The 17,943-nt window shown below is 70.1% G+C and carries 15 protein-coding genes; 9 read left to right on the plus strand and 6 right to left on the minus strand.

Annotated elements, in window-relative coordinates; translation table 11 throughout:
• The 5 genes from ACIBF5_RS14660 to ACIBF5_RS14680 all read left to right on the plus strand — a co-directional run.
• Positions 1–182, plus strand: a 182-nt coding sequence (locus tag ACIBF5_RS14660) for a substrate-binding domain-containing protein (protein ID WP_396811709.1), incomplete at its 5' end; no start/stop codon positions are given.
• Positions 183–255: 73 nt separating this feature from the next.
• Positions 256–1,311: an Rv2578c family radical SAM protein gene (locus ACIBF5_RS14665; protein ID WP_396811711.1), complete on the plus strand. Its 1,056-nt coding sequence runs from the start codon at positions 256–258 to the stop codon at positions 1,309–1,311.
• 29 nt (positions 1,312–1,340) lie between these two features.
• Positions 1,341–1,748, plus strand: coding sequence for a CoA-binding protein (locus ACIBF5_RS14670; RefSeq protein ID WP_396811713.1), 408 nt, complete (start codon positions 1,341–1,343; stop codon positions 1,746–1,748).
• A 78-nt stretch (positions 1,749–1,826) separates the two neighbouring features.
• Complete coding sequence (locus ACIBF5_RS14675) at positions 1,827–2,507, plus strand: TetR/AcrR family transcriptional regulator (RefSeq protein ID WP_396811715.1); 681 nt, start codon at positions 1,827–1,829, stop codon at positions 2,505–2,507.
• A gap of 98 nt (positions 2,508–2,605) precedes the next feature.
• Positions 2,606–3,061: a DUF4190 domain-containing protein gene (locus tag ACIBF5_RS14680; protein ID WP_396811717.1), complete on the plus strand. Its 456-nt coding sequence runs from the start codon at positions 2,606–2,608 to the stop codon at positions 3,059–3,061.
• A 36-nt stretch (positions 3,062–3,097) separates the two neighbouring features.
• Here ACIBF5_RS14680 and ACIBF5_RS14685 read toward each other — a convergent pair whose 3' ends face one another.
• Complete coding sequence (locus ACIBF5_RS14685; RefSeq protein ID WP_396812074.1) at positions 3,098–3,946, minus strand: SDR family NAD(P)-dependent oxidoreductase; 849 nt, start codon at positions 3,944–3,946, stop codon at positions 3,098–3,100.
• 191 nt (positions 3,947–4,137) lie between these two features.
• Between ACIBF5_RS14685 and ACIBF5_RS14690 the strand changes: the two genes are divergently transcribed.
• A complete protein-coding gene (locus ACIBF5_RS14690) occupies positions 4,138–4,824 on the plus strand; it encodes a DUF4190 domain-containing protein (protein ID WP_396811719.1) in 687 nt (228 codons plus the stop codon).
• Positions 4,825–4,895: 71 nt separating this feature from the next.
• Here ACIBF5_RS14690 and ACIBF5_RS14695 read toward each other — a convergent pair whose 3' ends face one another.
• Positions 4,896–5,849: an HpcH/HpaI aldolase/citrate lyase family protein gene (locus tag ACIBF5_RS14695; protein ID WP_396811720.1), complete on the minus strand. Its 954-nt coding sequence runs from the start codon at positions 5,847–5,849 to the stop codon at positions 4,896–4,898.
• Between the two features lie 174 nt (positions 5,850–6,023).
• On the opposite strand from ACIBF5_RS14695, the gene ACIBF5_RS14700 reads away from it, so the two are divergent.
• Together ACIBF5_RS14700 and ACIBF5_RS14705 are read left to right on the plus strand one after the other, a co-directional pair.
• On the plus strand, positions 6,024–6,821 hold the full coding sequence (locus tag ACIBF5_RS14700; RefSeq protein ID WP_396812076.1) for an SDR family NAD(P)-dependent oxidoreductase: 798 nt from the start codon (positions 6,024–6,026) through the stop codon (positions 6,819–6,821).
• Between the two features lie 306 nt (positions 6,822–7,127).
• On the plus strand, positions 7,128–8,465 hold the full coding sequence (locus ACIBF5_RS14705; RefSeq protein WP_396811721.1) for a hypothetical protein: 1,338 nt from the start codon (positions 7,128–7,130) through the stop codon (positions 8,463–8,465).
• A 48-nt stretch (positions 8,466–8,513) separates the two neighbouring features.
• On the opposite strand, the gene ACIBF5_RS14710 is transcribed toward ACIBF5_RS14705, so the two are convergent.
• From ACIBF5_RS14710 to ACIBF5_RS14720, 3 genes are all read right to left on the minus strand, one after another.
• Positions 8,514–9,152 (minus strand): pyridoxamine 5'-phosphate oxidase family protein, encoded by a 639-nt coding sequence (locus ACIBF5_RS14710; protein ID WP_396811723.1) that lies wholly within the window; start codon positions 9,150–9,152, stop codon positions 8,514–8,516.
• Positions 9,149–11,377 (minus strand): amino acid permease, encoded by a 2,229-nt coding sequence (locus tag ACIBF5_RS14715; RefSeq protein WP_396812078.1) that lies wholly within the window; start codon positions 11,375–11,377, stop codon positions 9,149–9,151. Before ACIBF5_RS14715 ends, ACIBF5_RS14710 begins: the two co-directional genes overlap by 4 nt.
• A 120-nt stretch (positions 11,378–11,497) precedes the next feature.
• Positions 11,498–12,466 (minus strand): DMT family transporter, encoded by a 969-nt coding sequence (locus tag ACIBF5_RS14720; protein WP_396811725.1) that lies wholly within the window; start codon positions 12,464–12,466, stop codon positions 11,498–11,500.
• A gap of 140 nt (positions 12,467–12,606) precedes the next feature.
• Here ACIBF5_RS14720 and ACIBF5_RS14725 point away from each other — a divergent pair, with 140 nt between their 5' ends.
• Positions 12,607–13,371 carry an HAD family hydrolase gene (locus ACIBF5_RS14725; protein ID WP_396811727.1) on the plus strand — a complete coding sequence of 255 codons (765 nt, stop codon included), beginning with the start codon at positions 12,607–12,609 and terminating at the stop codon, positions 13,369–13,371.
• Positions 13,372–13,485: 114 nt separating this feature from the next.
• Here the strand turns inward: ACIBF5_RS14725 and ACIBF5_RS14730 are convergent, their stop codons facing one another.
• Positions 13,486–17,775 carry a GH92 family glycosyl hydrolase gene (locus tag ACIBF5_RS14730; RefSeq protein ID WP_396811729.1) on the minus strand — a complete coding sequence of 1,430 codons (4,290 nt, stop codon included), beginning with the start codon at positions 17,773–17,775 and terminating at the stop codon, positions 13,486–13,488.
• Between the last annotated feature and the right edge of the window lie 168 nt (positions 17,776–17,943).

The following is a 17,943-nucleotide window of genomic DNA, read 5'->3' on the forward strand; positions in this document are numbered from 1 at the left end:
ACATGCCCATCGCCCGCGACGTCACCCCCACCCTCACCACCGTCCGCCTCCCCCTCGCCGAAATGGGCGCCCGCGCCATGACCCTCGCCCTCCAGGAAGCCGACCCGGCCAACCATCACCAGGTCGAGCACGTGCCGGCGGAACTCATCCGCCGGGAGAGCACCGCGCCACCCGGGCGGTAGCCGGGAGAACCACCGGGGCGAATCGGCCCGGCGGACTTGCGCCGACAGTCGAACATGTGTTCGGATCAGGGTCATGCGCTGGGAAAACCTTTCCTTCGCCGCGGTCGGGGCCGGGGCGACCGAAGCGTCGGAGCCGGCGGCACCACCCTTGCCGCTGGCGCTGCCGGACGCGGTCGCCCGGACCTTCGACACCCCTGGCTTCGCCGGGATGACCTTCTACGAGGTGCGCGCAAAGTCGATCATCAATCGGGTCCCCGGCGCCTCCCGCGTTCCGTTCGAATGGACGATCAACCCGTACCGGGGCTGCTCACACAGTTGCGTCTACTGCTTCGCCCGGAACACCCACACCTACCTCGACCTCGACGCGGGGCAGGACTTCGACCGCAAGGTGGTCGTGAAGGTCAACGCCGGCGAACTGGTCCGACGCGAGTTGGCCGCACCGAAGTGGCGCGGCGACCACCTGGCCATGGGCACCAACGTCGACTGCTACCAGCGGGCCGAGGGCAAATACCGGCTGATGCCGCAGATCCTGGCCGCGCTGCGCGACTTCGCCAACCCGTTCTCGATCCTCACCAAAGGCACCCTGCTCCTGCGGGATCTGCCCCTGCTGCGGCAGGCCGCGGCGGTGACCCGGGTCGGCATCTCGTACTCGGTCGGGTTCGTCCACGAGGAGCTGTGGCGCTCGGTCGAGCCGGGAACCCCCAGTCCACGGCGCCGGCTCGACGCGATCAGACAACTGACCGACGCCGGTTTCCCGGTCGGGGTGCTGATGGCCCCGATCCTGCCCGGCCTCACCGACACCGACGACTCGATCGAGGCGACCGTCTCGGCGCTCGCCTCGGCCGGGGCGGCGAGCGTGACGCCAATCCCGCTGCACCTGCGTCCCGGCGCCCGGGAGTGGTACGCGAGCTGGCTGGGCCGGGAGCACCCGGCCCTGCTACCCCGCTACCGCGAGCTGTACGGCAACGGTTCCTACCTGCCGCAGAGTTATCAGCGGGAGATCGTCGCCCGGGTACGGATGGCGGCCCGCCGGCACGGCCTGCTCCGCTCCGAACCGGGTGACACCCGACAGGTGCCGACGGCGACGGTCCCGGCACCGACCCCGGTCGAGCAGCTCACCCTGCTCTGAACGGCTCCCGGCGGAGCTAGAGTCGGCGGGTGCGAGATGCCCGACAGATCCTGGTCGACGCCAAGGTGATCGCCGTGGTCGGCGCCGCCCGCGATCCACGGAAGGCGGCCCACCAGGTGCCACTCCAGATGCAGCGGTACGGCTGGCGGATCATCCCGGTCAACCCGGTCGCCGACGAACTCTTCGGCGAGAAGGTCTACCGGTCACTGGCCGACATCCCGCACCCGGTCGACCTGGTCGACATCTTCCGTCCGGCCCGGGACGCGGTCGAGGTGGTGCGGGCGGCGATCGCGATCGGCGCCCCGGCGGTCTGGCTACAGCTCGGCATCGTCTCGGCCGAGGCGCGGCAACTCGCCGAGGAGGCCGGCATCGACTACGTCGAGGACCGCTGCCTGGTGATCGAGCGAGCGATCGGCAACCTGAACCAGCTCTCCTGATCCCGTACTCCGCACCGACGGCGGTCCGGGTCTCGGACACGAGGACCAGGGTGGATGTGTACGTAGTAAACTTGCCCGATGGTTGGCACCCGGCGGGAGAGCACGACCCACCGTGGGCTCGACCCCGACAAGATCGTGGCGAGCGCACTGGCCGTCGCCGACGCCGACGGACTGGGCGCGGTGACCATCCGACGCCTGGCCCAGCAGCACGACGTCACCCCGATGGCCCTCTACCGGCACTTCCGCGACAAGGACGAGCTGCTCGACGCGATCGCCGACCGGTTGCTCTCCGCCGTCGCGCTCCCGGAACCGGACAACCGGCCGTGGCACGAGCAGACCCGGGACGTGCTCTCCGCTTTTCTCGCCGCCCTGCGCCCCCACCCGAACGTCGCCCAGCTCACCCTCGCCCGGATCCTCACCTCGGCACCCGGGCTCGCCCTGGCCGAACGGACCCTGGCGCTGCTGCACGAGGCCGGATACCAGACCGACCACGCGGCCCGGCTCGGCCGCCAGGTCATCTGCTCGTTGATCACCCTGGTCAGCACGGAGCCGGGCGTCGGGCAGCACGGTAACGCCGAGGACCGGGAGGACGCCGTACGCGCGGAGACGGCCAAGCTCGCCGCGCTACCGCCGCGTCGCTATCCGCACGTCGTCGCCGCCGCTGGCGCGCTCACCTCCGTCGACCGCCAGGAGGACTACTACCGGCTCGGTCTCGATCTCGCCGTCGCCGGCCTGCGCGGGGTGTCGCCGGCCCACTGAGACGACGACCCGTCCTCTTCACCGGCCGGTCAGTCGACTCATCCGCCGTCCACGGCTTCCCTGGTCAAGTAGCGTCCGGGACGAGGAGGGCGACAGGTATGAGCTATCCACCACCAGGCGAAGACCCCGATCCCCACCAGCCACCACCGCAGTACGGCCAGCAAGAGCAGTACGGCCCACCCGAGCAGTACGGCCAGTACGGCCAGCAGCCGGGCCAGTACGGGTACTACGGCCAGCCTGGTCAGTACGGGCAGCCGGGCCTATACGGGCAACCGCCGCCCGGCGGTTATCCGCCCGGCTACGGACGGCCGGCCGGGACCAACGTACTGGCGATCCTGTCGCTGGTCTTTGCGTTCGTCTTCGCGCCGGCCGGCATCGTCCTCGGGCACATCGCCCGCCGGCAGATCAGGCAGAGTGGTGAGCAGGGCAACAGCCTGGCCACTGCCGGACTGGTACTCAGCTACCTCTTCACCGCGCTCTACTTCGTCTTCTGCTGCGGCTGGTTGGCGCTGGGAATCTGGGGCGGTGACGACTTCGGCGGCGGCTCCTACTGATCGGCGCCGAACCGGGCCGACCAACCGGCGCGCCGCCTACCGGAACTGTGCCTCCCGCACGCTGTTGCCACCGTCGACGACGAGCATCTGCCCGGTGATGTACGAGGCCGCCGGCGAGCAGAGGAAGGTGATCGCCGCGGCGACCTCGTCCGGGGTGCCCGGGCGACCGACCGGCGTACCCAGGCCCTGCTTGATTTCAGCCATGGTGGATGCTGCGGTGTAGATCGTGCCCGGCGCCACCGCGTTGACCGTGACGCCGTCGGCGACCATCTCCATCGCGAGCGCCCGGGTCAGCCCCACCACACCGGCCTTCGCCGCGGCGTAGGCCGCCTCGGTCGGCAACGCGTTCACCGGCCCGGCGGTCGCGGCCAGGTTCACGATCCGGCCCCAGCCCCGCTCGGCCATGCCACCGATGAAGGCGCGGCTGCACAGGAAGGCGGTGGTCAGGTTGCGCTCGATCTCACCGTGCCACTCGTCGTAGCTGAGCTGGGCCACCGGACGCAGCACCTCCGGGCTCGCCCGGCTGGCCAGGCCGGCATTGTTGACCAGCACCTCGACCTCGCCGAGTTGCTCGGCGATGGCATCCGCGAGCGCCCCCACCTCGGCCTCGTCGGTCAGGTCGGCGACGAACCCGGTCGCCCCCAGTTCGGTAGCCCGCTCGTGGATCCGGCGGGTGGTCGACACGATCGCCACCCGCGCGCCCAGGTCGCGCAACCGGCGAGCGGTGGCGTACCCGATGCCGTCCGGACTGCCCGCACCGGTGACCAACGCGACCCGGCCGTCGAGCCGGAGCGTGATCGGTTCGGCATCGGGCAGGGAGGTCGGCTCGTCGGAGTCGTCGGCCGGGCCGGCGCCCGGCGGGAGAGTCCGGGAGCGGCGAGCCAGTGCGGAACGCGAGGCGTCCCGCCGAGGTCGGCTGCCGGCACGTTCACCGGCGCGCGCGTCGAATGCCATGCCGCGATCCTGCCCGGTCCCGTCAATCCGGGCAACGCGGCACCCCCTGCGACACGGGGCGGATGTCAGTGGCGATCTCCGACTACCCTGGCGGCGCATCCCTGCGTAGACGGAGAGACCTGATGAGCGACCCCCAGCAGCCCGGCGGCTGGAACGCCCCACCCGGGAGCGGCCCCCAACCGGAGAGCCCCCAGACCCCGGCCCCCCAACCCCCGGCCGGCACGTCGGAGCCGACGGCGTACGTGCACCCGCCGGCGTACCCGGACCCGACCGCCTACCAGAATCCCGCCGTCTACCAGAACCCGACGGCGTACCAGGCTCCGACTGCGTACCAGGATCCGGCGAACCCGGGGGCGGTGGCGTACCAGTATCCGGCCGGCACGCCGGACCCGAACGCCTACCAGTACCCGACCGGTGCCACCGATCCGGCGGCCCAGCAGTACCAGCCGGGATACCCCGCACCGGGATACCCCGTCCCGGGCTACCCGCCGGGGTACGGCTACCCGGCGCAGCAGCAGCAGCAGAACGGGCTGGCGGTCGCGTCGCTGGTCGTCTCCATCGTCGGTGTGCTCGGGCTCTGCGGCTACGGCCTCGGCGGTTACCTGGGCATCGTCGGCGCGATCCTCGGCCACGTGGCCAAGCGGCAGATCCGCGAGCGGGGCGAGAGCGGTGGCGGTTTGGCGACCGCCGGCATCATCACCGGTTGGATCGCGGCCGGGATCGCCGTACTCGCCACCGCGGCGATCATCATCTTCTTCGCCGTCCTCGCGAACAACCCGGACGCCTTCGACTCCTCGTACACGTACTGAGCGGGACTGGCCGCGCGCCGATCCGACCGGCCGGTGGGAGCACCACCGGGCCGGCCGGTCGAGCGGTCAGCTCACTCCGGTCGCTCGAACACCGAGGTACGGCGCAGCCCGGCGGCCCGCCCCTTCGCGGCGACCACCAGCGCGAGCTTGCGTGACGCCTCGTCGATCATCTCGTTTCCGAGCATCACGGCACCGCGCTGTCCGCCCTCCGCCGAGGTGTAGTACTCGTACGCGTCGAGGATCAGCTCGGCGTGGTCGTAGTCCTGCTGCGAGGGTGCGTAGATCTCGTTCGCGGCCTCGATCTGGCCGGGATGCAGCACCCATTTGCCGTCGAAGCCGAGGACGGCCGAACGCCGGGCCGACTCGCGGAAGCCGTCGACGTCACGGATCTGCAGGAACGGCCCGTCGATCGCCTGCTTGTCGTAGGTACGCGCGGCCATCAGTAGTCGCATCAGGATGTAGTGGTACGGGTCACCGGGGTAACCCGGGATGAGCGCGCCGACCACCATCGACCTCATGTTGATCGAGGCCATGAAGTCCGCCGGCCCGAAGATGATCGTCTCGACCCGGGGCGAGGCAGCGGCGATGGCGTCGACGTTCACCAGCCCGGCGGCGTTCTCGATCTGCGCTTCGATGCCGATGCCGCCGACCGGCAGCCCGAGGGCACGTTCGATCTGGGTGAGCGTGAGGTCCAACCACTCCACGTGGCTGGCGCTCTGCACCTTCGGCAACATCAGGCAGTCCAGGTTGGCGCCCGCCCCCTCCACCACGTCGACCACGTCGCGGTACGTCCACGGCGTGGTCAGGTCGTTCACCCGTACGGCACGGATCTTGCCGGCCCAGTCCCCCTCGTTGAGGACGGCGACGACGTTCTTGCGCGCCGCCGGCTTGGCCAGTGGCGCGACCGCGTCCTCCAGGTCCAGGAACACCTGGTCGGCCGGGAGCCCCTGGGCCTTGCCGAGCATCTTGACGCTCGATCCGGGCACTGCGAGGCAGGACCGACGGGGACGGCCCGCTGTGCTCATCGAGTGGCTCCTTTTCCGCATCCGGCCCAGCTCTGGCCGGCTCAAACGATCACGACGGTCTTTGTGACCACACGGTAACCTCGCGCCATGACTGGCGATAACCGACCTGCGGAAGATGTTCCGGGTGTGACATCGCCCGCGCCGGCCACCTCCGGTCGCCGGTCCGGGCTCCGAGTGGTGGTCACCGGCGCCACCTCGGGCATCGGTCTGGCCGCCGCCACGGAGCTTGCCCTGCGGGGAGACGAGGTGGTCCTGGTCGGACGCGACCCGGCGCGCCTGGCCGCCGCCACCGACCAGGTGTACGACGCGAGCGGGCTGCGGCCGGCCAGTTTCCGGGCCGACTTCGCCGTACTCGACGACGTCCGGCGGCTCGCCGGTGAACTGCGGACGGCGTACGACCGGATCGACGTGTTGGCGAACAACGCTGGCGCGGCCAGTCTGCACCCGGTGACCACGGTGGACGGCTTCGAGCTGACCATGCAGGCGAACCACCTGGCGCCGTTCCTGCTGAACGTGCTGCTGCGGGACCGGCTGGACCGGATCGTGACCACCGCCTCCGGCGCGCACCGGTGGGGCGTACTCGATCCGGACGACCTCTCCGCCGCCCTGCGCGACTACCGCCCGGCCCGGGCGTACGGCACCAGCAAGCAGGCGAACATTCTGACGACCGCCGAGGCTGCCCGGCGGTGGCCGGCGCCGCACGCGGTCTCGTACCACCCGGGCATGGTGCGTACCCGGTTCGCCAACGACAGTCCGCTGGTGGCGTTCTGGATGAAACGGGCGTGGTTCATGCGTACGCCGGCCAAGGGCGCGGAGACCCTGGTGTGGCTCACCCACCTGGCTTCCGAAGCGTTGACGAACGGGGGCTACTACGTGGACCGCGAACTGCGCGAGCCCTTGCCGCGCGCCGCCGACCCGGTGTTGGCAGCCCGGCTGTGGCAGGCGAGCGAACGGGCGGTCGGACTGGGCTGAGCCGGCTCGACGCACGCACAACTGTCGCAAATTGACGGATTCAACTGTTTTGTCGGCAGTCACGGTGATGAATGCCGTTTTCTGTCCATAATCCGTCAGATTGGATATAGTGACCGGCACACTACGAAGAGTAGTATTCACGTAGAAGCAGCTAGCAGCTTCCGGGGCGGCAGGGCCCTCGATCATCGACCTTGTGGACCGACTCGAATCGTTGACTCGGCATTGTCGCCAGCAACCTGGGTGGGCTACTTAGTCAGGACGGGCAGCGCAGCCGCGCCGTGCGCCGCCCACCCCAAGGGCGAAGCTATGAACAACACCGATCTGCACCCATCGGGCGACCCCCACACACCACACGACTCCACCACCCGTGGCACCAGTCGTACCCGACTCATCGCCGCCACCAGCGCAGTCGGACTCGCCGCGATCGCCGGCACCGGGTACGCGATCATCGCAAACTCGACCGCGGATCCGCTGGTACTCCGGACGCCGAACACGGTCATCGCCGGCCAGACGTTCGACCGCCCGATCGAGATCGCCGCAGACAACGTCACCCTGCAACGGGTCACCATCCGCACCGGCGGCGCGGCGGCCATCCGAATCCGGTCCGGCGTATCCGGTGCCACCATCACCGACACCGACATCCACTGCACCGACGACAAGACCGACGGCATCGTCCCCGGTGACTACTCGGCGACCCGGGTGACCATCCACGGCTGCCGCCGAGCGTTCGTGCAGAACACCACCGCGCGGGCGACCATCGTGGACTCCGAGCAGAACGGCGAAGCGTACTCGCCCGACGTACCCGGCGGGGTGCTCGTCGCACCGACCCCACCCGACCTCGGCCCGGAAGGCCCGCTGCCGAGCCCGGCGCGCACACCGGCCGCGGCCCCACCCACCCCGATCACCTACTGGCCCGGCCCGACCAACACCGGCGTACCGGCCGGCACGGTCCTCACCAACTCGGGCTCGCTCGACCTGCGCAAGGCCGGCCAGGTGATCACCAACCTGAACATCGTCGGCTGCGTCACGGTTCGGGCCAGCAACGTCGTCATCCGCAAGTCGCGGATCACCTGCAACAGTCCGACCTACTCGATCCGGATCTACGACACGGCAACCAACCTGCTGGTCGAGGATGTCGAGATCAACGGCGGCGGACGGAACTCGGCCTCGGTCTGCTGCGGCAACTACACCCTGCGCCGGGCGAACATCTGGAACATGGTCGACGGCCCCCGGCTCAGCACCAAGAGCACCGTCGTCGACTCCTGGATCCACGACCTCGCCCGGGTACCGAACTCACACAACGACGCCCTACAGACCACCGGCGGCAGCAACATCATCGTCCGGCACAACCGGCTGGAGCCGTACAAGGCGAGCACCAACGACCCACACAACGCCTGCATCATGATCGGCTCGACCACCGCGGACGCGGTCCGCAACCTCACCTTCGAGGACAACTACTGCAACGGTGGCAACTACTCCATCGGCGTGCGGGACGATCTGGTCGCCTCGAACATCGTCTTCAAGAACAACAAGTTCGGCCGCAACTACCGGTACGGCATCATCGCCCGCCCCAACCAGACGGGCATCCTCTGGGACCGGGCGACAAACGTCTGGTTCGACAACGGTCTCCCGGTGGTCCGGTAACCGTCACCCGACCGGTCTGCCCCCACGACACCGCCCGGGACAGACCGATCAGGCTGTCCTGGCTGCGGCCCGGACATGCCGGGACTCGCTCGGGAAACGCCGCTCGTCGAAGAGCACCCACTCGGAGACCACCACCTCGTAGAGGCGACTCGGGGTCTCGTGCCGGGTGAGCCGGTCCGGATCGATCGCGACCTCGGCGCCCGGCCAGCGCTCCAGGAAGGCCCGCGCGGCAGCGGGTACACCGGCCGAGGGCACTGCGCGTACCGTGCCGGTGAAGGTCACCCCGCGCACCATACCGGCTCGCACGTCCGGCGGCACGGCGATGATGCTGCCACCGACCCGGCCATCATCCGGCCCCTCCGCGCCATGGCCACCGACCTGGTGCCCGTCACCACCACGCCAATGATCGTGCCGGGCGACGAAGCGGAGCAGGTCCGGGGCGAAGCACGGGTCGTACCAGACGTTGCCCACCATCGGCGAGCCGTCGGCCCGGACGGTCGCCAACTGCATCAACCGCCCGGCACGGACGTACTCCTCCAGCAACTCCCGGTCACCCGGCATCGCAGCGGCCCCCTTCGCCGGCCCGATCGGCAACGACCCGCAGGTACGCCACCGCCAGCACAACGTAACCGTGCCGGCCGCCACCGGCAGGAAAACGGTGGCCTGAACGGCGGCGCGCCGACTCACCGGCTCAGGTGCACCGGCACGCTGGTGATCACCACGCCGGGCACACCCCGCAGGGCCCGGCGCAGCCGCTGGTCGATCGGAGTGTGCAGCGGACGGTGCCAGAGGCGCCGGACCATCAGCTCCGGCACCACCACGGTGAGCACCACGTCCGGCCGGAGCGTGTGCAGCGCGTCGAGATACTGCACCAGCGGCGCGGTCACCGCCCGGTACGGCGAGATGATGGTCTCCAGCCGGAGATGGTCACCCCAGGTCCGCCACTCCTCCCGGAACCGTTCCGCCTCCTCCTGCTCCGGACTGAGGTGCACGGCGAAAACCGGTGGACCGAGCGACGCGGCGTACGCCAGCGCCCGCAGGGCGGCCAGGTTCAACCGGGCCACCGGCACCACCACCAGGTGCCGTACGTCCTGCGGGCTCTCCTCGCTCTCCTGGTCGTCGCCGCCGACCGCCCGGTCCCGGGGGCCGCCGGCCAGCGCCGGCCGATCCGCCTCCGGGGCCGGCACCGACGGCTGGCGCAACGCCAGTGCCTGGTGCATCCGGTCGTAGTGCCGGCGGACCCGCATCGCCAGCAGCACCAGCGACGGGATGGCGAGCACGGTCACCCAGGCACCCTCGCCGAACTTGGTGACCGCGGCGGTGACCAGCACGATCGCGCAGAGCACCGAACCGAGCCCGTTGAGCGCCGCCCGCCAGTGCCAGTGCCGGCCCCGGTGCCGCCGCCAGTGCACCACCATCCCTGCCTGGGAGAGGGTGAAGGCGAGGAAGACCCCAACCGCGTAGAGCGGGATCAGTGACTGGGTCAGCCCACCGAAGGCGAGGAAAATGATCGCCGCCGCCACCGAGAGCACGATGATGCCGTTGCTGAACGCGAGCCGGTCACCCATGTGCAGGAACCGCCGGGGTGCGTAGTCGTCCCGGGCCAGGAAGAAGAGCAACCGGGGAAAGTCCTGGTACGCCGTGTTCGCCGCCAACAGCAGGATCATCGCGGTCGCCGCCTGGATGATGCCGTACCACGGACCGGTGCGGAAGGTGTGGCGGGCGACCTGGGAGATCAGTGTCTCGTCGGCGCGTGGCACCACACCGGTGAGGTGGATCAGCAGGGTCAGCCCGGCGAAGAGCACCACCAGCAGGCTGACCATCCAGGTCAGCGTCGTACGGGCGTTGCGCCACTCGACCGGTCTGAAGACCGGCACCGCGTTCGAGACCGCCTCGATGCCGGTCATCGAGGTTGCCCCGGAGGCGAACGCCCGCAGCACGACCAGCAGGGTGAGCCCCTCGACCGCGGTCACCGGGGGCGGCGGCAGGGCCTCGAAGCCCCGCATCCCGGCCTGGGCGAAGCCCGCGACGAGGAGCAGCACCACGGCGACGATGAAGACGTACGTCGGCGCGGCGAAGATGTTGCCGGCGACCCGTACCCCGCGCAGGTTTCCGGCGAGCAGGACGGCGATCGCGAGCAGGCCGAAGGGTACGGCGAACGGCTCCAGTCCGGGCAGCGCGGAGGTGATCGCGCTGACCCCGGCCGCCACCGACACCGAGACAGTGAGCACGTAGTCGAGGATCAGGCCGGCTGCGGCGGCCAGCCCGAACCGGGGGCCGAGACTGTCGCTGGCCACCAGGTAGGACCCGGCGCCGTGCGGATAGGCCCGGACGGTCTGCCGGTACGACGTACCGACGACGATCATCAGGAGCACCAGCGCGCCGGCCAACGGCAGTGAGAGGCCGAGCGCGCCGCTGCCGGCCAGCACCAGGACGGCGAGCAGCGCCTCCGGCCCGTACGCCACCGAGGAGAGCAGGTCGGAGGAGAGGACCGGCAGGGCGATCAGCTTGCGCATCCGTTCCTGGAGCACGGCGGTGCTGGCCAGTGGCGGCCCGAGGATGGCGCGGCGTACGCGGGCGAGGCGCTGCCCGGCCCGGGTCTGCGGGACGGTCGCCGACTCGGTGGCGAGAAGTTGGCCGGGTTCGTCGGCCTTGAACATCTCGATCCGGGCCAGGCGCCCGAACCGGCTCGGGGTGGGCGGGTGCCGATACCGGTCCAGGGTGGGGTCCAACGGCAGATCGTCCCAGTCGGCCGGCCGGTCCCGCATCGCCGCCGACCAGCGCTGCCCCACCTCGCGCAGGACGGCCAGTTCGTCCTGGCCCAGTCCGGGGAATTCGGCCGACGGGCTGAGCGTGACGGTCGGCGGATCCGGCGAGGGTTCCCCCTCGTCCCGCTCCCCGCGCCGCGCCATCTCCACCGGCCCCTTCTCCGTACTGCCCTGTTCCGCACTTTCATCGAAAACGGGGCCGACGGCGGGCAAATCGCCACACTTGCTGAAAAAGTGCGCGTGATCCGTGGGTGGAGGTGGGAGTCAGTCCGCCAGCGGGGCGACTTCCGGCGGCACACCGAGGGGTTCGGCACGGCGGCTCGCCCGGGCCCCGCCGACCACCACGATCATCACCCCGACCAGGAGCAGGGCCAGGCCGGGCAGGGCGGCCATCCGGGGCAACTGCCCCAGCCAGACCCAGGCGATCAACGCCGCACCAGGGGCTTCGAGCAGGATCAGGACACTGATCGTGGTCGCCGAGAAGCGCTGCAACGCGTAGTTGAACATCGAGTGGCCGAGCAACTGGGCGCCGGCCACCAAGCCGAGTACGGCCAGCCAGGTCGTACCGGCGAAACCGGTCAGTTCGACCCCGCCGACCAGGCAGACGACAAGCAGCAACGCGGCGCAGACGCCGTAGCAGATCGTCGTGTACGTGGTGGTGCTGATCGTCGCGCGCGCCCGCTCCCCGAAGGCGGTGTAGATCGCCGCCGCGATGCCACCGACGACCGCGAGCAGGTCGCCCAGCACCGCCCGCGGGGAGTGCCCGAAGTCGGCACCGGTCGCCAGCACCGCCCCGACGACCGCCACGCCGATCCCGACCCAGGCGAGGGTGGGCAGTCGCCGGCCCTGCCCGAGCGCGATCAGCCCCTGCCAGACCGGCTGGGTGGCGCCGAGGGCGGTCGCCGCCGCCACCGTGGTCAGTTTGGCGCTCGGCATCCAGGTGGCGAAGTGCGCGGCCAGCGCCACCCCGGAGAGCACACAGAACCAGCCCTCGCGCCGACCGGCACCCCGGGTCAACGTACGGAGTTCGGCCCGCCGCCGGAGTAGCGTGACCGGGCTGAGCAGTCCGACCGAGATGGCGTTCCGCCAGAACGCGACCGCCAGCGCCGGCGCGGCGGCGTACGCGATCAGTGGTGCCGAGGAGGAGACGGCGGCGACCGCGAGTGCCAGCGCCCCGACGCTCGCCGGATGGACCGGACGGCGTCCGGGGGTCGGGACTGGCGGAGACGGCACGGAATGATCATCACACGCCCGCCGGATGCCGCTCGAAAGTTCCACAGTTCGCTCACTGGGGGCCACGAATCGATCAACCGTTCGTTACCATCAGCCCGGTCCGCGTTCGCTGATCCCCTCCCCCCGGAAGCTGGTCCACCATGCCCGCATACCGGGCGGTGCTCTTCGATTTCTTCAACACCCTGACCCGCCCGGCGAACCGGGGGCGTCGGCACACCCTCGTCGCCGACCAGCTCGGTTGCACCGCGCAGGAACTGCTCGACGTACTCGACCAGTCGTTCTACCTGCGGGCCAGTGGCGTGCTCGGCGACGCCGAGGAAACCCTGCGCTGGGTGTGCGAACGGATCGGCGTACGGCCGTCCGACTCGCGGATCCAGGCGGCGCTGACCGCCCGGTTGGAGGCGGTCCGGGCCGACATCCGGCTGCGCCCCGAGGCGGTCCCGACCCTGCGGGAGCTACGCCGGCTCGGAATAGCCACCGCCCTGGTCAGCGACTGCACCCACGAACTCCCGGTCCTCCTCGCCGAGCTACCGGTCGCACCGCTGCTCGACACGCAGGTCTACTCGGTCCAGGTCGGCTGCTGCAAGCCCGACCCGGCGATCTACCTGACCGCCTGCCAACGGCTCGGGGTGGACCCGGGCGACTGCCTCTACGTCGGCGACGGGGGCAGCCGGGAACTCACCGGCGCCGTCGGGACCGGGCTCGCCGCGGTCCGGCTGGTCGCCCCCGACCTCGGCAACCACCTGGTCTTCGACCCCGACACCGGGTTCACCGGGCCTGCCCTGACCTCGCTCCGCGAAGTGATCGGCCTGGTCGAACCGGCACTTGTCGGGACCGGCGGCCCGGTCGCGGGCCTGGGTCGACCAGCCCAGGGACGGCGGCGCCCCGCGCTGCGCACCCGCTGACCGGGAACCCGTACGGCGCCACCCGGTACGACGCGGGGCGCCCGGCCGAATGCCGGACGCCCCGCTCGAACCACAAACTGTCAGTACGACCCCTCGGTCAACACGACCGAACGGTCACAGACCGACGCACTGCCCCGCGACCGGACCACGCACCGTGTTGGCCAGGCCGTTGCCGACCGGAGCCGGTGTGTTGCCGGTGCAGGCGAGCGGCCCGCCGACCTCGGTCGCCGCGACGAGCGGACCCGAGTTGGCGGTGAGGGTCACCGGGCCGCCGATGGTGGCGCGCTCGATGCTCGCCTCGCCGGTGGTGCCGGTCAACGCGACCGGACCGCCGACCGTGACGCCGCGCAACACCACTGCCGACGCCCCGCTCGCCGCCACCGGGCCGTTGATCGCCCCGCCGTCGACGTAGAGCGCGGCACCGGCCTTCACCGTGACCGGGCCCTTGATCGTCGCCCCGCTCAGGCAGGTGACGCCGGAGGAGACGGTGAGGGGGCCGTTCCGGGTGCCGGTCACCGTCGAGGTGCACTCTGGCGACGGGTTCGCCAGCAGTTCGACCTCGGCGAGCGCCGCCGGAGCGGAGCCGGTCGTGGTCAGTCGGTAGTGGGCGTACCGGCCGGGACGCTCGATCGTGAACGCCCGGGTCTGCGCCCGCCACGGAAACTTCTCCCCCGCCCGGGTGTCGACGACCGTCCACCGCTGGCCGTCGTACGAGCCCTCCAGCTTCCAGCCCTGCGGGTCGGCCGGGTTCGCACTGGAGGTGAGGGTGTACTGGGTGACGCGTTCCGGCGTACCGGTGACCGCCCAGGTGACCGGGGCGGTGAGGGTGGCCTCGGTGCCGGAGGTGTTGTCACGCAACGCCGCCGGTCCTCCGCCGACGGTGATGTCGGTCAACGGCCGGGCCGGTGCACCGGGTGCGGTCAACGAGGTCGGCAGGTTCGCCGCGCCCGTACCCCACGCCGACGGCGAGGAGCCCATCCGGAAGTCCAGCACCGCACCGTCGGCAAGCACGCTGTGCGGGATCGAGTTCTTCCCGTACGACACACCGTCGACCTTCAGGCCCTGCACGTACACGTTGGTGGAGCTGTTCTCCGGGGCGTTGACGACGATGTTCCGGCCGTTCTCCAGGTGCACCGTCGCCTTGCGGAACAGCGGCGAACCGATCGCGTAATCCGCGCTACCCACCTGGAGCGGGTAGAGGCCCAGGGCACTGAAGAGGTACCAGGCCGACGTCTCGCCGTTGTCCTCGTCGCCCGCGTAACCCTGGCCGATGTCGCTGCCGAGGTACATCCGGGACAGCACCTCACGGACCTTGGCCTGCGTCTTCGCCGGCTGACCGGTGTAGTTGTACATCCACGGGATGTGGTGGGACACCTGGTTGCTGAAACCCCACATGCCCATCCGTACGTCGCGCGCCTCGATCATCTCGTGGATCGTGCCGTTGTACGAGCCGGGGAACTTGGCCGTCTCCTGGGTGGCGAAGAACTCGTCGAGCTTGTCGGCGAGGGCGTCGCGCCCGCCGTACAGGTTGGCCAGTCCCTGTCCGTCCTGCGGCACGTGGAACGCGAAGTTCCAGGCGTTGGTTTCGGTGTAGTCGTGCTCGTGGCCCCAGACCCTCGGGTCGAACTCCTCCGGGCTGGACTTCCAGTTGCCGGCCGCGTCACGACCCTGGAAGAACTCCACTCCCGGGTCGAACATGTGCACGTAGTTCTGCGCCCGGTTACGGAAGTAGACCGCGTCCGACCGGTAACCGGCCCGCTCGGCTTCGGGCGTCGCCGGATCCTCGGCGAGAACGGCGGCCATGTTCGCGATGCCGAAGTCGTTGATGTACCCCTCCAGGGCCCAGGAGACCCCTTCGGAGACCGCCGACGCCGTGTAGCCGTTGAAGATGGAGGTCTGGAGACCCTTCCGACCGACGCTGGTGTTGTTCGGGTTGCTACCCGGCGGCGCCACCGTCGCGTTCTTCACCGCCGCCTCGTACGCGGACTTCACGTCGAAGTTGCGTACGCCCTTGACGTACGCGTCGGCGAACGCGACGTCGGAACTGGTGCCGGTCATCAGGTTCGAGTAACCCGGCGACGACCAGCGCGACACCCAGCCGCCGTCCTTGTACTGCTGCACGAACCCGTCGACCAGTTCACCGGCCATGCCGGGGCTGAACAGCGTGTACGCCGACCAGGCGGTGCGGTACGTGTCCCAGAACCCGTTGTTGACGTACACCTTGCCGTCGACCACGTCGGCGCCGGTCTGCGTCGGCGTGGTGCCGGGCGGGTTGGTGGAGGAGGTGGAGGACTGCACCGCGTGCTTCCAGTGCGGTGCGGCGTTGGTGCCGACGTTCTCGTGCCCCGAGTTGGGGTAGAGGAAAAGCCGGTAGAGGTTGGAGTAGAGGGTGGTGAGCTGGTCCTCGCTGGCCCCCTCGACCTCGATCACGTCGAGGCTGTCGTCCCATTGGCGCTGGGCGCGCTCGCGGACGGTGTCGAAGGTGTCACCGGAGCTGATCTCGTTGGTCAGGTTCCGGCGGGCCTGCTCGACCGAGATCAGCGAGGTGGCGATCCGCAGGTGCACCTGCTTCGAGGCGCTGGTGTCGAAGGCCAGGTAGCCGGTGACGTTGGCGCCACCGCCGCCGGAGAGCCGGCCGCTGCCGACCACCGGCTTGTCCACCACGCCGTAGACGAACATCCGGGTGGCGCCGTTGGAGAGCCCGCTGCGTACGTCGGAGTAGCCGCTGATCTCGCCGCTGGTGTCGAGGGTGAGGCCACCGTTGTTGTTCACGTTGTCGAAGATCAGATTGCCCCGGTCTCCGGGGAAGGTGAACCGGAACATCGCCGCGTGGTCCGTGGGGGCGATCTCGGTGACGAGGCCGCTGTCGAACGTCACGCCGTAGTAGTGCGCGCGGGCGATCTCGTTCTCGTGCTGGAACGACAACGCCCGGCTGCCCCGGTTGGCGTTCGGCACCCCGGTCGCCGCCGACGGCATCACCTGGAACGTCTGCCGGTCACCCATCCAGGGGCTCGGCTGGTGGCTGACCGTGAACGCCTGCAACGTGGGCCGGTTGTCGGCGTTGTTGGCGCTCTGGTAGCTGTAGGGCCAGTCGAGCGCGCCGGCGTCGGTCATCGGGGTCCAGAAGTTGAACCCGTGCGGGACCGCCGTCGCCGGGAGGTTGTTGCCCCGGGAGAAGCCGCCGCTGGAGTTGGTGCCCCGGGTGGTCAGCACGTGGTCGGAGAGCCGATCGTGTGCCGGACGGGTCGGGTTCGGAGTGATCCGGATGTCGTCCAGCCAGCCGTTGAAGACGCCGGTGCCGGTGCCGCTGTCGTAACCGACGAGGACCCGTACGGCCCGCTTGCCGGCGGCGACCGCACCGATCCGGGACCGCTTCAGGTTCCACTGGTCGGCGTAGAGCGACTTCGAGACGCCCTGCCCCTTGGGGCTGAGGCCGAAGCCGTACTGGTCGAGGGCACCGAGGTCACTGAGGTAGGTGCCGTCGTCGAAGGCAAGGTCCACCGCGACGTACGTGCTCGGGTAGTCCAGATCCTGCGCGCTCAACTCCGGGAAGATCGCGTACGAGAGTTCGGTCTGCGCCGTGATCGGTACGTTCACGTCGAAGACCTTGTTGTACGCGTACCCCCGGCCGTCGACGGTCTGCCCGCCGGAGTACTGCAGGGCGTTGCGCCCGGTCCAGCCGACGTTCGGCTTCATCGTGGGTCCGTTGACCGGCCCGCCGCTGATGAAGCTGCGCATGTCGGTCGGGGGCGGCGGGGTGGTGTCCCCGTCGGAGAGCTGCAACTCGGCGAGCTGGACGATGTTGCCACTGCCCACCGCACTGATGTTCAGCCGGTAGTACGGGTACGCGGTGGCGTTCTCGATCCGGTATTCCTTGGTCTGGAACCGCTCGGTGAACGTCTGCCCGGTACGGGTGTCGAGGGTGGTCCAGTTCTGACCGTCGGTGGAGCCTTCGAGGGTCCAGTTCTTCGGGTCACGCTCGGGTGCGTCGTTCGCCGAGGTGAGCGCGTAGTGCACGATCGCGACCGGGGCGTCGAGGCGTACGCGTACCCAGCCGGTCGGCGCGAAGACCAGCCACTTGGTGCTGACGTTGTGGTCGACGACCCGCTGCGCGATCTCGTTCGGCGGGTTCTCGCCGCTGCCGGTCACCTCGATGGCCCGGTCGGTGACGTTGCCCGGGATTCCGGTCACCGGGCTGCCGGTGACCCCGGACATCTTCTTCCGCCCGGAGGAGTCGAGTTCGGCGGTGTTGGTCCAGGTCGGCTGCGGGTCGCCGGGCTCCAGGGAGGACTGGAACCCGGTCGGGTCCGCCGGTGCCGCTTGAGCCGGGAGCGGGACGGCGGGTATCGCCAGCCCCACTGCGGCTATCAGCGCCACCGGAAGGGCGCGTTTGGACAGAATCATGTGGATCTCCTATTGGGGGTTGGTCGGGCGTGGGGGCCACACCCGACGGAGATCACGCCAGCGTTTCGATCTTGAGACGACCCTGTCAAGAGTCTGGTCTTTTCAGGTGTCCGAACCGTGACCGCCGAGCGCCGGGCGTCTGCGGTGGTTACCTCCCTCACTCCCGCG

The organism is Micromonospora sp. NPDC050417 (assembly GCF_044458865.1).
In the GTDB taxonomy this organism is placed as follows: domain Bacteria; phylum Actinomycetota; class Actinomycetes; order Mycobacteriales; family Micromonosporaceae; genus Micromonospora_G.

Excerpts from the sequence above, each read along its gene's own strand:
- ACIBF5_RS14665 (WP_396811711.1), top strand. The coding sequence starts at position 256 with ATGCGCTGGGAAAACCTTTCCTTCGCCGCGGTCGGGGCCGGGGCGACC.
- ACIBF5_RS14675 (WP_396811715.1), top strand. The coding sequence starts at position 1,827 with ATGGTTGGCACCCGGCGGGAGAGCACGACCCACCGTGGGCTCGACCCC.
- ACIBF5_RS14680 (WP_396811717.1), top strand. The coding sequence starts at position 2,606 with ATGAGCTATCCACCACCAGGCGAAGACCCCGATCCCCACCAGCCACCA.
- ACIBF5_RS14690 (WP_396811719.1), top strand. The coding sequence starts at position 4,138 with ATGAGCGACCCCCAGCAGCCCGGCGGCTGGAACGCCCCACCCGGGAGC.
- ACIBF5_RS14695 (WP_396811720.1), bottom strand. The coding sequence starts at position 5,849 with ATGAGCACAGCGGGCCGTCCCCGTCGGTCCTGCCTCGCAGTGCCCGGA.
- ACIBF5_RS14705 (WP_396811721.1), top strand. The coding sequence starts at position 7,128 with ATGAACAACACCGATCTGCACCCATCGGGCGACCCCCACACACCACAC.
- ACIBF5_RS14715 (WP_396812078.1), bottom strand. The coding sequence starts at position 11,377 with ATGGCGCGGCGCGGGGAGCGGGACGAGGGGGAACCCTCGCCGGATCCG.
- ACIBF5_RS14725 (WP_396811727.1), top strand. The coding sequence starts at position 12,607 with ATGCCCGCATACCGGGCGGTGCTCTTCGATTTCTTCAACACCCTGACC.
- ACIBF5_RS14730 (WP_396811729.1), bottom strand. The coding sequence starts at position 17,775 with ATGATTCTGTCCAAACGCGCCCTTCCGGTGGCGCTGATAGCCGCAGTG.